At 68.3% G+C, this 14340-nt stretch carries 11 protein-coding genes and 1 pseudogene; 6 read left to right on the top strand and 6 right to left on the bottom strand.

The window, feature by feature from the left end; genetic code table 11:
• The first annotated feature begins 51 nt into the window (after positions 1 to 51).
• Positions 52 to 1746, top strand: coding sequence for a VRR-NUC domain-containing protein (locus C5F75_RS23105; RefSeq protein WP_060011369.1), 1695 nt, complete (start codon positions 52 to 54; stop codon positions 1744 to 1746).
• Complete coding sequence (locus C5F75_RS23100; protein ID WP_059574400.1) at positions 1743 to 4043, top strand: ATP-dependent DNA helicase; 2301 nt, start codon at positions 1743 to 1745, stop codon at positions 4041 to 4043. The genes C5F75_RS23105 and C5F75_RS23100 overlap by 4 nt, the downstream gene beginning before the upstream one ends.
• Positions 4044 to 4058: 15 nt before the next feature.
• Here the strand turns inward: C5F75_RS23100 and C5F75_RS23095 are convergent, their stop codons facing one another.
• The gene (locus C5F75_RS23095; protein ID WP_059574399.1) at positions 4059 to 4832 is read right to left on the bottom strand and encodes an IclR family transcriptional regulator domain-containing protein; all 774 of its coding nucleotides are present in this window, start codon (positions 4830 to 4832) and stop codon (positions 4059 to 4061) included.
• A 148-nt stretch (positions 4833 to 4980) separates the two neighbouring features.
• On the opposite strand from C5F75_RS23095, the gene C5F75_RS23090 reads away from it, so the two are divergent.
• Positions 4981 to 5214, top strand: a complete 234-nt coding sequence (locus C5F75_RS23090; protein ID WP_059574398.1) for an AbrB/MazE/SpoVT family DNA-binding domain-containing protein — start codon at positions 4981 to 4983, stop codon at positions 5212 to 5214.
• A gap of 51 nt (positions 5215 to 5265) precedes the next feature.
• Entirely contained in the window at positions 5266 to 5928 is a 663-nt protein-coding gene (locus C5F75_RS37685; protein WP_226094200.1) for a hypothetical protein, read from the top strand.
• A 56-nt stretch (positions 5929 to 5984) separates the two neighbouring features.
• On the opposite strand, the gene C5F75_RS23080 is transcribed toward C5F75_RS37685, so the two are convergent.
• Complete coding sequence (locus tag C5F75_RS23080) at positions 5985 to 7286, bottom strand: UDP-N-acetylglucosamine 1-carboxyvinyltransferase (protein WP_012340028.1); 1302 nt, start codon at positions 7284 to 7286, stop codon at positions 5985 to 5987.
• A gap of 216 nt (positions 7287 to 7502) precedes the next feature.
• A complete protein-coding gene (shiA, locus tag C5F75_RS23075; protein WP_059574396.1) occupies positions 7503 to 8810 on the bottom strand; it encodes a shikimate transporter in 1308 nt (435 codons plus the stop codon).
• Between the two features lie 356 nt (positions 8811 to 9166).
• On the opposite strand from shiA, the gene C5F75_RS23070 reads away from it, so the two are divergent.
• Positions 9167 to 10294, top strand: a complete 1128-nt coding sequence (locus C5F75_RS23070; protein ID WP_059574395.1) for a 4-hydroxyphenylpyruvate dioxygenase family protein — start codon at positions 9167 to 9169, stop codon at positions 10292 to 10294.
• Between the two features lie 158 nt (positions 10295 to 10452).
• On the opposite strand, the gene C5F75_RS23065 is transcribed toward C5F75_RS23070, so the two are convergent.
• From C5F75_RS23065 to C5F75_RS23055, 3 genes and pseudogenes are all read right to left on the bottom strand, one after another.
• Complete coding sequence (locus C5F75_RS23065; RefSeq protein WP_060011372.1) at positions 10453 to 11793, bottom strand: type II toxin-antitoxin system HipA family toxin; 1341 nt, start codon at positions 11791 to 11793, stop codon at positions 10453 to 10455.
• A 2-nt stretch (positions 11794 to 11795) separates the two neighbouring features.
• A complete protein-coding gene (locus C5F75_RS23060; RefSeq protein ID WP_059574393.1) occupies positions 11796 to 12203 on the bottom strand; it encodes a helix-turn-helix domain-containing protein in 408 nt (135 codons plus the stop codon).
• 177 nt (positions 12204 to 12380) lie between these two features.
• Positions 12381 to 13041 (bottom strand): annotated as a pseudogene (locus C5F75_RS23055) (cation diffusion facilitator family transporter).
• A gap of 240 nt (positions 13042 to 13281) precedes the next feature.
• On the opposite strand from C5F75_RS23055, the gene C5F75_RS23050 reads away from it, so the two are divergent.
• The gene (locus C5F75_RS23050; protein WP_059574391.1) at positions 13282 to 14301 is read left to right on the top strand and encodes a DNA-binding protein; all 1020 of its coding nucleotides are present in this window, start codon (positions 13282 to 13284) and stop codon (positions 14299 to 14301) included.
• The last annotated feature ends 39 nt before the right edge of the window (positions 14302 to 14340 follow it).

The raw sequence follows: 14340 nt of genomic DNA, 5'->3' as shown, positions 1-14340 counted from the left end.
GCCACATTTGATATGATTGCGACCTGTACAAATGTACAGTGATCGATCCCCGTGACGCCTGCTTCGCCGACGCCTCCGGCGTTTTACTACCTGACCAATTTCGAACGCGCGCTGGCCTGGCTCGGCGAGCGTTACGACGACCTGTTCGACGCGCACGAGCATGCGTTCGTCCGGCAGTTCGCGGCGCTGCCGCAGGCGTCGCGCGCGCTGCTCGTGCGGATGCTGATGCGCAACGGGTGCGATTTCCGCGCGAGCAAGCTCGTGTACGACGAGATCGGCTGCACGCTCGACGCCGCCGCGCCGCTCGTCGCGCTCGGCTGGGTCGATCCGGCGCCCGCGCTCACGCTCGACGAGCTGTTCGCGCTGTCGACCAAGGCCGATCTGCTGCGCATCTTTCCGTCGCTCGCCGCGCATGCTGGCGAGCGCAAGGCCGACTGGCTCGAACGGCTGAGGCCCGCGCACGACGTCGCGCAACCGCTCGACGCGTGGTGCGCGCAGGCCGACGACCGCGTGCTGCGCGTGACGGTCGGCCCGCTGTGCGACCGGCTGCGGCTGATGTTCTTCGGCAATCTGCATCAAGACTGGAGCGAGTTCGTGCTCGCCGATCTCGGCGTGTTCCAGTACGAAAGCGTGCCGATCGCGCCGTCGTCGCGCGCGTTCCAGCAGCGTGGCGACGTCGATGCATATCTCGCGCTGCAGATGTGCCGCGACGCGCTCGACGCATGGCCCGACGATCTGCCGTTCGACGATCTGATCCGCGCGCTGGACGCGGTCGACTGTGCGCAGCCGTGGCTCGCGACGCGCCGCGCGAAGCTGCTGTTCGCGCTGGGCCAGGCATGCGAACGCCGTGCCGACTGGTGCGCCGCGCTCGACGCGTACACGCGCAGCGCATGGCCCGGCAGCCGCCAGCGGCGCATCCGCGTACTCGAACGCTGCGGGCGCGACGGCGACGCGCTTGCGCTGGCGCTCGACGCGCGCGGCGGCTTCGAGAGCGACGAGGAGCGCCAGCGCGTCGAGCGCATGCTGCCGCGCCTGCAGCGTCGCGCCGGCCAGCGGGTCGAACGCGCGGCCGCCGCCGCGGCGGTCCCGCGCGAGACGCTCGTGCTCGCGCGTCCCGACGCATCCGTCAGCGTCGAATTCGCGGTGCGCGACCATCTCGCGCAGCCGGCGTCGCCGGTCCACTACGTCGAAAACACGCTGATCAATTCGCTGTTCGGTCTGCTGTGCTGGGAACCCGTGTTCGCGGCGGTGCCCGGCGCGTTCTTTCACCCGTTCCAGCGCGGCCCGGCCGACCTGCACGCGCCCGATTTCGCCGCGCGTCGCGCGGCGGCCTTCGACGCGTGCTTCGCGCAGCTCGATTCGGGCGCGTACCGCGACACGATCCGTCGGCATTTCGCGACGAAGGCCGGCGTGCAGTCGCCGTTCGTGTTCTGGGGCGTGCTGACCGACGCGTTGCTCGACGAAGCGCTCGCGTGCCTGCCGCCCGAGCACCTGCGGCTGTGGTTCACGCGCCTGCTCGCGGATATCCGCGGCAACCGGTCCGGCTTGCCCGATCTCGTGCGCTTCTGGCCCGACGAACGACGCTACGAGCTGATCGAGGTGAAGGGCCCCGGCGACCGGCTGCAGGACAACCAGACGCGCTGGCTCGCCTACTGCCTCGCGCACCGCATGCCGGTGCGCGTCGTCGACGTCGAGTGGGCCGGCGAGGGCGTCGCGCACGCCGAGGCGGCGGGGTTGTCCGTATGAGCTACGTCGTCGCGGTGCGGGCGATGTGCGAGTTCACCGCGCGGCGCGGCGATCTCGACCTGCGCTTCACGCCCGCGCCGACCGCGCTCGAAGGCATCGCCGGCCACGGCGCGGTCACGTCGAAGCGCGGCGCGCGCTACGAAACCGAGATCGCGCTGACGGGCACGTGGGGCATGCTCACCGTGCGCGGGCGCGCGGACGGCTACGATCCGGTGGCGAACCGGCTCGAGGAAATCAAGACCTACCGCGGCAGCCTCGATGCGATGCCGGCCAACCACCGCGCGCTGCATTGGGCGCAGGCGAAGGTCTATGCGCACCTGATGTGCGCTGCGCGCGATCTGAATGAAATCGACGTCGCGCTCGTGTATTTCGACATCGTGTCCGAGCGCGAGACCGTGCTGACGGAAACGCTCGATGCCGGCGCGCTCGCGACGTTCTTCGCCGAGCAGTGCGCGTGCTTCATCGGCTGGGCCGAACGCGAGACGGCCCATCGCGCCGCGCGCGACGCGGCGCTGCGCGCGCTCGCGTTTCCGCATGGGCAGTTCCGCAGCGGCCAGCGCGAGCTGGCGGTGGCCGTCTATCGCGCGGCACGCGACGAACGCTGCCTGATGGCGCAGGCGCCGACCGGCATCGGCAAGACGCTCGGCACCGTGTTCCCGTTGCTGAAGGCCTGCGGCGAGGGCGAACTCGATCACGTATTTTTCCTGACCGCGAAAACCCCCGGCCGCGCGCTCGCGCTCGAAGCGGCGACGACGCTCGGCGCCGGCACGCCCGCTTTGCCGCTGCGTGTGCTGGAACTCGTCGCGCGCGACAAGGCGTGCGAGCATCCGGACAACGCGTGCCACGGCGAATCGTGCCCGCTCGCGAAGGGCTTCTACGACCGGCTGCCGGCCGCGCGCGATGCGGCGATCGAGGCCGGGCTCCTCGATCGCGAGACCGTGCGCGCCGCCGCGCTCGCGCACGACGTCTGCCCGTACTACCTGGCGCAGGAGCTCGCGCGCTGGTCGGACATGATGATCGGCGACTACAACTACTACTACGACGGCAGCGCGATGCTGCATACGCTCGCGCAGCAGAACCAGTGGCGCGTCGGCGTGCTCGTGGACGAAGCGCACAACCTGCTCGACCGCGCCCGCAAGATGTACAGCGCGTCGCTCGATCCATTCGCGTTCGCGGCCGCGCGCGAAGCCGCGCCCGCCGCGCTGCGCAAGGCATTCGACCGGCTCGCCCGCGCGTGGGGGACGCTCAATCGCGCGCAGGCGGAGCGCTATGCCGCCTATCCCGAGGTGCCGGGCCCGATCGTGTCGGCCGTGCAGAACCTCGTCGCGGCGATCGGCGAACACCTGACCGACGCGCCTCGCGCGAACGACGACGCGCTGCTGCGTTTCCATTTCGAGGCGATCCAGTTCGGCGTGCTGGCCGAGGCGTTCGACAGCGCGTCGATCTTCGACGCGACGCTGCATGGCGAACCGATGCCGCGCCAGCCGGCGCTCGACGGCGTCGCGACGGCCGGCCGCCGGCGCCGTGTCCAGTCGACGCTGTGCGTGCGCAACGTGATCCCGGCCGGGTTCCTCGCGCCGCGCTACGAAGCCGCGCGCGCGACCGTGCTGTTCTCGGGCACGCTGAGCCCGTTCCATTTCTATCGCGACACGCTCGGGCTGCCGGGCGATACCGGCTGGCTCGACGTCGACGGGCCGTTCCGCGCCGAACAACTGACGGTGCGCGTCGCGAGCCACGTGTCGACGCGCTGGCGCGACCGCGATCGTTCGCTCGAACCGATCGCCGACCTGATCGCCGCGCAATACGCGGCACGGCCCGGCAACTATCTCGGCTTCCTGAGCAGCTTCGACTACCTCGGGCGCGTGGTCGCGCTGATGCAGACGCGCCATCCGGACGTCCCCGTGTGGGCGCAGGCGCCCGGCATGGCCGAAAGCGAGCGCGACGCGTTTCTCGCGCGCTTCGACGCGGGCGGACGCGGCGTCGGCTTCGCGGTGCTGGGCGGCGCCTTCTCGGAAGGCGTCGACCTGGTCGGCGAGCGGTTGATCGGCGCGTTCATCGCGACGCTCGGACTGCCGCAGGTCAACGACATCAACGAGCAGATGCGGCGCGCGATGGACGCGCGCTTCGGCAACGGTTACGACTACATGTACCTGTATCCGGGGCTGCAGAAGGTCGTGCAGGCGGCCGGGCGCGTGATCCGCACCGAGCACGACGAGGGCGTCGTGCATCTGATCGACGACCGTTACCGGCGGCGCGAAGTGCGCAATTTGCTGCCGCGGTGGTGGCGGATCGGGTAACGGCGGCGCCGGCTGCTACAGCACGTTGAGCATCGCGAGCGCGGCTTCCTGCAGATGCGGCAGCACGCGCCGCACGGCCGCGTCGGTCGTCTCCGCGCCGATCGGCATGTTCGTGCTCAGCGCGGCGACGACTTCGCCGTGACGGTTCTTCAGCGGCACCGCGATCCCGCGTACGCCGACCTGCAATTGCTGCTCGATCGCCGCGTAGCCGGCTTCGCGCGCCCGGTCGACCTGTTCGAGCAGCCGCGCCTTGTTGGTGATCGTGTGCGGCGTGAACGGCGCCAGCTCGGTCTCGTCGAGCCACGCGCGCACGGCTTCGCGATCGGGATGATGGGCGAGCAGGACGACACCGGGCGACGTCAGCGGCGCCGGCACGCGCGCACCGAGCACGAAGCCCGTCGTCATCACGCGCGACACGCCGTTGCGCGCGATGAACACGAGCTCCCAGCCGTCGAGCACGCTGACGTACGCCGATTCGTTCAGCGACGCGCTCAACTGCTGCAGATAAGGCTGGACCGTGCGCGGCAGGCGCGCCGAATCGAAGTACGACCAGCCGACCCGCAGCACGCGCGGCGTGAGGCCATACAGCTTGCCGTCGGTGTACACGTAGCCGAGCGATTCCAGCGTCAGCAGGTAGCGACGCGCGGCCGTGCGCGTGAGGCCGGTGCGCGCGGCGGCTTGCGTGGGCGTCATGCGCGCGTGCTGGCTGTCGAAGGCCTCCAGGATCATCAGGCCTTTTTCGAGGCCGGCAATCCAGTCGCGTCGGTCGAGGTCCGGCTTTTTCGTCATCACGGGTGGGCGGTGGCGCGCGGTGTTCGCGCGGGAGTGGGCGATTATCGCGCGAGTTGTGGGGGAGCGGGAGGTCGGTTGATCCGCCATCCTTGCCCGTGGGATAGGGGCCGATATAGAGTCGGCGACATCCATTCAAGGAGGACGTATGCGGGTTGCAAAGTGGGGGAATAGTCTGGCCGTGCGCCTTCCGGTCGGTCTGGTCGACGCGTTGGGGCTACGTGAAGGCGACGAAGTCGAAATAGTCGTTCACCATGCCGGTGCTTTGGCCGCGAGCCGCCACGCGAGCCCCGAAGCGCTTCTGCTGCCGTTGAGGCGTTTCAGAGGCAAGCTGCCGGGCGATTTCAGGTTCAGGCGGAACGACGCAAACGAGCCGGATTGAGTCGACCCATTCAAGCGCCGGAACGCGCCTGCGGCGCCGCCCAGCTTACTTGTGTTCGTGCCAGAGCGCGGCAATGCGCCATCGGGCGTCGATCACGCACCACTGCTCAACGAAATCGAAGCGGGAATCGATTGCCTGGTCGATCCGTACCGATCCGATGCCCGTTATCGTCGCGCACCGTCCGCGCGTAACGATTTGCATGGTTTCGTCCCGATATGCGATAGCCGGTCTGTCCGGTGTGCGTTCGGCCGCTACGACGCGCATTCGCGCAAGAAATTGCGCTTTCGGGCGAATGCGAGCTTCGTGCCGGACAAAGAAATGCGGGCTCGCGACGAAATCGAGTTGTTCGACATCGGCGTGACGATACGCGTCGATCCAGACGTCGCGCATCTGCGCCAGGGTGAATCGAGGTTCCATAGGCTGTGCATTTTCGTGCTGGAGGGAGGATGTGCGGTTTTTTGCACTTTCCGCCGGATCAGGAAAGCAGGCTATGGCCGGGCTCACGTTTCGGCAATTGGACGGGTCCGAATCTGGTTTTCCGCGAGCGGGAAAAGCCGGCGGGTCGCGGGAGTAGACGTCCCGATGACGCATCGTCAGGCTGACGCCGACTACGGGAAAAGGCGTGAAGCAGCACGCAGCGTGCTGACGCGGACTGATGGCAACCGATGGCAGAACGCCGCGCGGCCGCGCATGGAAACGGCCGATACGGCATGAAAAGCGGACGAACCGGATGCGACGCGGCCGTTGCGCGCGCCGCATCCGTCATGACCTTACTCGCTGCTCGTCCACTCGACGTTCGCACCGACCGAACGCAGGTTTTCGACGAAATGCGGATGCGCGCGGCGAATCGGCAGCGCGTTCATGATTTCCGAGCGGCCTTCGATGCTCGCGGCCACCATCAGCAGCGCGATCGCGACGCGAATGATGTACGGGCTCTCGACGCGCGCCGGCGTCAGTTGCAGCCCGCCGAACGTGATCAGCCGGTGCGGATCGGACAGCAGCACGTGCGCGCCGAACTTCGACAGCTCGCCGGACCAGCCGAGCGCGCCGTCGTAGACCTTGTTCCAGAACATCGCGCTGCCTTCCGCGCGCACGCCGAGCGCAATGAAGATCGGCAGCAGGTCGACCGGCAGGTACGGCCATGGCGCGGCCTCGACCTTGGTCAGGATGTTCTGCGTGAACGGCCGGCGCACGCGCAGCGGGCCGTCGCGCTCCGCGCGCGACCAGCCGTCGCGGTGCGTGACGGTGACGCCGAATTTCGCGAACGTGCGGTCGATCAGCGGGAAATGCTCGGGCGACGAGTTGCGCACCGTGATGTCGCCGCCCGTGATCGCGCCGAGCGCGAGGAACGTCGCGATCTCGTGGAAATCCTCGGCGAAACGGAACTCGCCGCCGCCGAGCTTGCCGCCGCCCGTCACGCACAGCCGCGACGTGCCGATCCCCTCGATCGCGACGCCGATCATCGCGAGGAACTGGCAGAACTCCTGCACGTGCGGCTCGGATGCCGCGTTCATCAGCGTCGACGTGCCGTTCGCGGCCGTCGCGCACAGCGCGAAGTTCTCGGTGGTCGTCACCGACGCGTAGTCGAGCCAGTGATCGTTGGCCGTCAGCGGGCCGTCGGTACGGACGATCAGCGAATCGGGCGTGCGTTCGATGTGCGCGCCGAATCGCTCGAACACCTCGACGTGCGGATCGATCTCGCGCACGCCGAGCGTGCAGCCTTTCACGTCGTTCTCGAGGCGCGCGACGCCGAAGCGCGCGAGCAGCGGCGGAATCAGCATGATCGACGAACGCATCGCCTCGGGCAGCCGATGGACGGCCGGATCGAACTTCGTGTTGCGATGGTGAAGCTCGAGCAGACCCGTCGTGAAATCGACCGACACGTCGCTGCCGAGCGTGCGGAAGATGTCGAGGATCTTGCGCACGTCGGTGATGTCGGGCACGCCGACGAGGCGCAGCGGCTGATCGGTCAACAGGGTGGCGCACAGAATCGGCAGGACGGCGTTCTTGTTCGCGGACGGCTTGATGTCCCCGCGCAGCGGAGTGCCGCCGTGGACGATGAGATTCGACATGATATGGGGGCGTATCGGTGACTGACGTAGGCCCATATGATGCCATTGGTCGGCACGCGGCGTGGAATGTTCGCAGGGGAAAAGGGGAATCGGCGCACGTAACTGACAGTGTTTGACGTCGCGCCCGTGAAGCAGCAGGTCGAACGCCGGCCGGCATGGCCGAATGACCAGCCGCGTGGCCGACCGCGGACGGCGACCGGCCACGCGCTCATCGCGTCATTGCGCCGCCCGCATCCGTGCGGCGACCACCAGCGAGATCAGGCAGCCGGCCGCCAGATAGCCGGCGACGAGGTGCCACGAACCGCCGGCCACGCTGACGAGGCCGACCGCGATGAACGGCGTGAACCCGCCGCCGACGACGCTCGCGAACTGGTAGCCGACGCCCGCGCCGCTGTAGCGGTACTCGGCGCCGAACAGCTCGGTGAACAGCGGTTGCTGGACGCTCACGACCATGTCGTGCGCGGCGTTCGCCAGCAGGATCGAGAAGATCACGATCCACGCGATCGACCGCGCTTCCAGTGCGAGGAAGAACGGCACCGCGGACGCAACGCCGATCAGTGCGCCAATCAGATAGATGCGGCGCAGGCCGTAGCGGTCGGCCAGCCACGCGAAGCAGGGGATCGTCACGCAGCTCACCGCGCCCACCAGCAGGCCGATGTTCAGGAACAGGTCGCGCGACATGCCGAGGTTCGTCGTCGAATAACTGAGCGCGAACGCGGTGACGATATACATCGTGAACAGTTCGGCGAGCCGCAGCGCGACGATCAGCAGGAACGCCTTCGGGTGGCGCGTCAGCGCTTCCAGCACCGGCAGGCGCAGCTTGCGGTTGCCGTGCTCGACCTTCTCGACGAACTCCTGCGATTCGTCCATGTTCTTGCGCACCCACAGCCCGATCAGCACCAGCACGATGCTGAACACGAACGGCAGGCGCCAGCTCCACGACTTGAACGCGGCCTCGCCGAGCGTATGGCTCAGGATCGATACGATGCCGGTGGCCAGCACGAGCCCGACGCCGTAGCCGACCTGCACGCCGCTGCTGTAGAACGCCTTCTTCTGCTTCGGCGCGCTTTCGACGGCCATCAGCGCCGCGCCGCCCCATTCGCCGCCGACCGCGAAACCCTGGATCGCGCGCATCAGCACCAGCAGCACGGGCGCCCACCAGCCGATCGTCGAGAACGTCGGCAGCAGGCCGATCGCGACGGTCGACAGCCCCATCAGCATCACGGTCAGCACGAGCATCCGCTTGCGGCCGAGCCGGTCGCCGTAGTGGCCGAACACGATGCCGCCGAGCGGCCGGAACAGAAAGCCGACGCCGAAGGTGGCGAACGCCGCGAGCGTGCCCATCGTCGGGCTGACTTTCGGGAAGAACTCCGAATTGAACACCAGCGCGGCGACGATCCCGTACAGCAGGAAGTCGTACCAGTCGACGACGGCGCCGACGAAGCTGCCGATCGCGGCCTTGCGGGCCTGGTTGCGCGCACGGGCGCCTGCAGCGGCGTCGAGCGTGTCGAAGGTGGGGGTCATGGCGATGTCTCCTGGCACGGCGCATCGTGGAATCGTGGCGGCGCCGCGTCCGATGCTGCATTGAAGTCGATGAGTGAACGGAGAATAGGGCGCGCGCCGCACGGCGGCAATCGGCCAATCGGATAAATTGCGCGATTATCGTTCAAGTCCGTGCGATTATCGAACGATTTCCGGGTTTGCACTAGGCGGCGCGACGATATCCGTTCGGCCGGGGTGTGCCGCCGTGAACGATCTGGTTAAAATCTGCAGCATCGACAACTCGCCCGTCCGGAGCGCGCGTGCGGCCGCCACCTCGGCCGCGCATGCCGCGCGCGACAGGCACGCTACCCCATCGACGCATGTCCCCGGAGACTGGAATGCCCGGCAATTCCCACCCCCTGTCCAGCGATACGCCGCCCGTCGCCGATCCGGCCGCCAATCCGCTCGGGATGGCCGGCCTCGAATTCGTCGAATTCGCGGCGCCCGTGCCGGACGCACTCGCGCAACGCTTCGAGCAGCTCGGATTCAAGGCGATCGCGCGGCACGTCAGCAAGAACGTCACGCTGTACCGGCAGGGGCAGATGCATTTCCTCATCAACGCCGAGCCCGATTCGTTCGCCGCGCGCTATGCGGAGGAATACGGGATGGGCGTCTGCGCGATCGGGTTGCGCGTGGCGAACGCCCGGCGCGCGTTCGAGCGTGCGATCCAGCTCGGTGCGTGGGCGTTCGAGGGCGAAAAGGTCGGCGTCGGCGAACTCAAGATTCCGGCGATCCAGGGCATCGGCGATTCGCACCTGTATTTCGTCGACCGCTGGCGCGGGCGGGACGGCCAGCGCGGCGGCGTCGGCGACATCTCGATCTTCGACATCGATTTCCGGCCGATCGACATCGCGACCGCCCATACCGACCTCGATTGCGCCGGCGTTGGCCTGCAGCAGGTCGACCACTTCACGCAAACCGTCGGCGCGGGCCGCATGCAGGAGTGGCTCGATTTCTACCACGACCTGCTGCATTTTCGCGAGATCCACCAGATCGACGCGCATTGGCATGTGTCGGAGGAATCGCGCGTGATGGTGTCGCCGTGCGGCGCGGTGCGGATTCCCGTGTACGAGGAAGGCACGCGGCGCACCGAGCTGATGCATGCGTACCTGCCCGACCATCCGGGCGAGGGCGTCCAGCACGTCGCACTGGCGACCGACGACATCCTGTCGTGCGTCGATGCGCTGCGTGCGAACGGCGTCGAGTTCATCGAGCCGCCCGCACGCTATTACGACGACGTCGATGCGCGGCTGCCCGGGCACGGCGTCGATCTCGATGCGCTGCGCCGCCGCGCGGTGCTGGTCGATGGCGAGATCGGCCGCGACGGCGTGCCGAGGCTGTTCTTCCAGACCTTCGTCAAGCGCCGGCCCGGCGAGATCTTCTTCGAGATCGTGCAGCGCAAGGGGCATCACGGGTTCGGCGAGGGCAACCTCGCGGCACTCGCCCGCGCGCGCGACGCGGGCTGAACGATCAAGCGCCGGCGGCCGGCGCGCGGTCCGGCGCGGAGGCGCTCGATGCCGTATCGGCGACGGCGTCACGGCTTCCGTTCCGTCGGGGCTGCCCGTCGATCCAGGGCTGACGTGTTGCCGCGAAGGCCGACAGCCCGTCGCGGCCCGTCGGTGTGTCACGCCGAATCGGCCGCCGCGAGCTTGCGGCTGTGCCGACGCATGCCGGCGAAAATCGCATCCGCGACGTCCGCCGGAAAATCCGCCGGGATCTGCGCGGCGGCTTCGGCAATCGCGGGTTCCGTGCGGGCGGCGACGGCCGCCATCGCGGCGCGCACGTCGTCTTCGGTCAGGCCCACGCGCCGGCCCTGCGCGATCCAGTGGCGCGGCTGGACTTCACCGATCACGTAATGCCGGTTCTTCCCGCAGACGGCCATCGCGAGGCGTGCGCGGCGCGGCGGAATCTGGTTGCGGCGCGTACCGATGATCGGATGCGCGGACAGCACGTCGTACAGCGGCGTGCTGCGATACGCATTGCCGGGCAGGTGCGCGATACTGAAGTTCTTCGCGTGGCCGTCGATCGCGGCCAGCACCCAGAACACGAGCTGGGCGACGAAGAAATTCATCCGGTCGCGCGACGCATCGGCCGAATTCGCGAGGATGCCCATGATCGTCTCGATGCCGGGGCCGCCGTCCGATTCGTATTTCGCCCCCGACGGCGTGCCGGTCGCCTGGCACATGTCCTCCTGCGGCAGTCGCAGGATCCACGAGCCGTCGCGCGACGGACGCCGGTCGAAGCGCTCGACGATCAGCGCCTTCTGGTCCTCGAACCGGCCGATCTCGCACGGCGCGACCGACAGGCCGTACGCGGCGACGAGCTTCGAACACAGCCATTCGTTTTCGACGGACGTGCGCATGTCGGCCTGCATGTTGCCGACGCGCCCGAGCGGCAGCTTGAAGATGTGGGTCGTCGGCGTGCTGCCCGACGGACGCAGCCAGCGGTTTCCCTGACGCAGCAGCGCGGTTTTTTCCTGCGCGCCGGCAATCGACAGGCGCAGGTCGCTTTCCGGCTCCGCGTGGCCGGGCAGCGGTGCGGCGGTCGCGTGGCGCAGCACGTCGGCAACGGCTGCATCGTCGAGCGTCGCGCCTTCGATCGCCTCGAGATCGGCGGGCGTCTCGCCGGGCGGCAGCATCTGGATCGCGCCCACGCAATCGCGGCCGACCGACGCGAGCAATTCGAACGGCGCCGTCGATCCGAGCCGGTAACGCTGCGCGATGCGGCGGCGGATCGGCTCGCTGTCGGGCAGCAGGTTGTCGAAGTAGTCGGCCACGATCGCGCCCTGGTGCGGCTGGTTGCCGGGCGTGAAGGGCAGCGACAGCGACAGTGGCCGGCCCTGGGGATCGTCGAGCCAGTCCGGCAGGTACACGAGACGCTCGACCCCGCGCCGGATTTCCCAATAGCCGACGGGAATGCCGTTCATCCACAGGTCGAGCCGATCATGGCGGGCGCGTGCGGCCATCGTCACCAGTCCTCCCGCTTCGACACGCGTGGCCTGGCCCGAGTCGTCGCTGCCGGGCGCTTCCGCGCCGCGTCGGCCGCGGCCCCGGCCGGGGATTGCGCGGCCGTGGTGCCGCGCTTGCTCGCGGCCGGCTTGCGGCGCGCCGGCGGCTCGGCATCGGAAGCCGGATCGGCCGCTTCCGCCCGCGCATCCCGTTCGTCCAGGCTGAGCATCATGCGAACGCCGAGCGCGTTCAACACCTTCAAAAGCCGTTCGATACTGGCCGCCGACGGGTTGGCTTCGAGCTGCGCATAGGATTGCTGGGTGATGCCGAGGCGCGCGGCCAGTTGCGCCTGCGTGAGCCCCGCGGATTTGCGGAAGCCGACGAGTATCGGACGCAACTGGGTCAAGGTCTGGACGGGAAAGGCCATCGGGCGCTCCGCGAGATGACAGGCGATCGTTTGTAATCGGAAAATACAGTCTATGGCATGTATTGCAAAAATACAAATGATAGCCTGTATTGACAAAAAACAAACGATAGCCTGTTAAAGGGAGCCCGATCGGGCAGGCAACGGCACGAATCGGCCGTCAGGCGATACCTGCGGCGTTCACGATCCGCGCGTCGAGCGATTCGCCCAACCGGCCCATGCCGGCCACTGCGTCCAGCCGCGCCGGATGAATCCGGCGCCCGATCACGAGCGCGCCGATCGCGAGCGCGGCCAGATCGTCGAGCCGACCGAAGCCGACCAGCGCCGCACTCATCGCGAGCGCCGCGAGCAACGACGACAGCGCATCGGTTCGCACGTGCCAGCCGCTCGCCTCGAGCAGCGCGGAGCCGGTCTCGCGCGCCTTGCGCAGCATCCAGTACGACAGCACGGCCTTGCCGGCGAGCGTGACGACAACCAGCGCGAATGCGGTCGCGCCCGGCTGCACGACGGGCGGCGTATCGAACCCGGTCAGTGCATGCCAGATCATCCGCCCGCCGGTCGCGGCCAGCAACGCGCCAAGGCCCGCGAGCGCGAGCGGCTCGTAGGTCGGGCGGCGCGCCGGCGGCAGGCGCGCGTCGAGCCGGCAGGCGACGAGGATCAGCGCATCGGCCGCGAGATCGATCGCCGCATGCACGACGTCCGCGAGCAAACCCGACGAATGCGCGGACCATGCCGCCGCCGTCTCGACGGCGAGCAGCAGGAGGTTGATCGCGAGGCTGACGGCAAGGGCGCGGGACGTGGCCGCGTAGACGTGGGGCGTGGCGCGCGACGGGCGCTGCATGGCGGATCGCTTGTCGGGATCGGGGACGGCTTCGAACGTTACCGGCCTACGGTGGCACGCCGATGACACGCCGAACGAACGCGCCGAGCGAGGAATCCGGCCTTCCTGACGCACCAGATGAATCGCATGGATTCATGTGATCTCGACATTATAGAAATAATGTCAAATTACATCGCTCTATTGATTGGATATTTAACGGTTTACGTTATATTATTAACGAAAGTCTCGACCAAACCCGCCATGTCCGATCTCGCTGCCGACGAACCCCGCCTCACCGCCGAAATCGAGCGGCTCAAGGCCGCCTTCCCGAAAACGCGCGAGTTGTACCGCGAAGTGTGTGCGCTGCTGTTCTTTCGCTTCGGTATCACGCCGACGGCGAACCGCCTGTATCAACTCGTTCGCAAGGGCAGCATGAGTACGCCGACGACCGTCCTCGGCGAGTTCTGGGCCGAGTTGCGGGAAAAGAGCCGCGTGCGCATCGAGCATCCCGACCTGCCGGCCGACTTGCAGGCGGCGGCAGGCGAACTCGTCGCGGCGTTGTGGAATCGATCGAGTACCGACGCGGCCGCCGCGCTCGATGCGCTGCGCGCGGAAGTCGAAACCCAGCGGGCCGCGGCGCAAACGGAAGTCGCGACGGTGCGGGCCGACCTGGCCCGCACCGAAACCGCGCTGGAGCAACGCACGGCAGCCTTGCTGGCCGCGCAGGTTCGCATTCAGGAGCTCGAGCAGGCGAGGGCGGCGGACGATGCATCGCGGCAAGCGCTGCAAGCGGATATCGAGCGCCTGAAAGCCGACAACGCGGCGGGCGACCGCGCGCTCGCGCAGGCCCGCGCGGATTTCACCGCCCAGCTCGACAGGTTGCGCGACGATGCCGGCCGCGCCGAAGAGCGGCTGCGCGCGTCGGAGAAGCGGGCGCTTCAGGAAATCGATCGCGAGCGGCTCGCGGCCGCGCGATTGCAAAAGGAACTCGACGCAGCGACATCGCGCGCGGAACAACGCGACTCGCAGCAGCGAAAGGAAATGGCGGCGCTACAAGCCCAACTCGGCGATGCGCTGCATCGCTGCGGCGTGCTTCAGGGGCAACTCGACGGCGCACTGGCGACCGGCGCGGCGCGCAGCCACGAACTCGACGCGCTGAGGCGCGAGATGGCAGCGCTCGTGCGCCGGCCGCCGTTGCGCGGCGTCAAGACCGTCCCGGCCGCCGAGCGCAGCGAGCGGCGGGCGCGCACCAGAAAGCGCGCCGACGAAGCGCCGCGCTGATAGCGAAACCGGGGCGCCGATATGACGCGCCACCCGCAG

Source organism: Burkholderia anthinoferrum (genome assembly GCF_002925705.1).
Classification (GTDB): domain Bacteria; phylum Pseudomonadota; class Gammaproteobacteria; order Burkholderiales; family Burkholderiaceae; genus Burkholderia; species Burkholderia semiarida.
The sequence above is the reverse complement of the archived record's forward strand: the minus strand, read 5'-3'. Positions and strand labels throughout refer to the sequence as shown.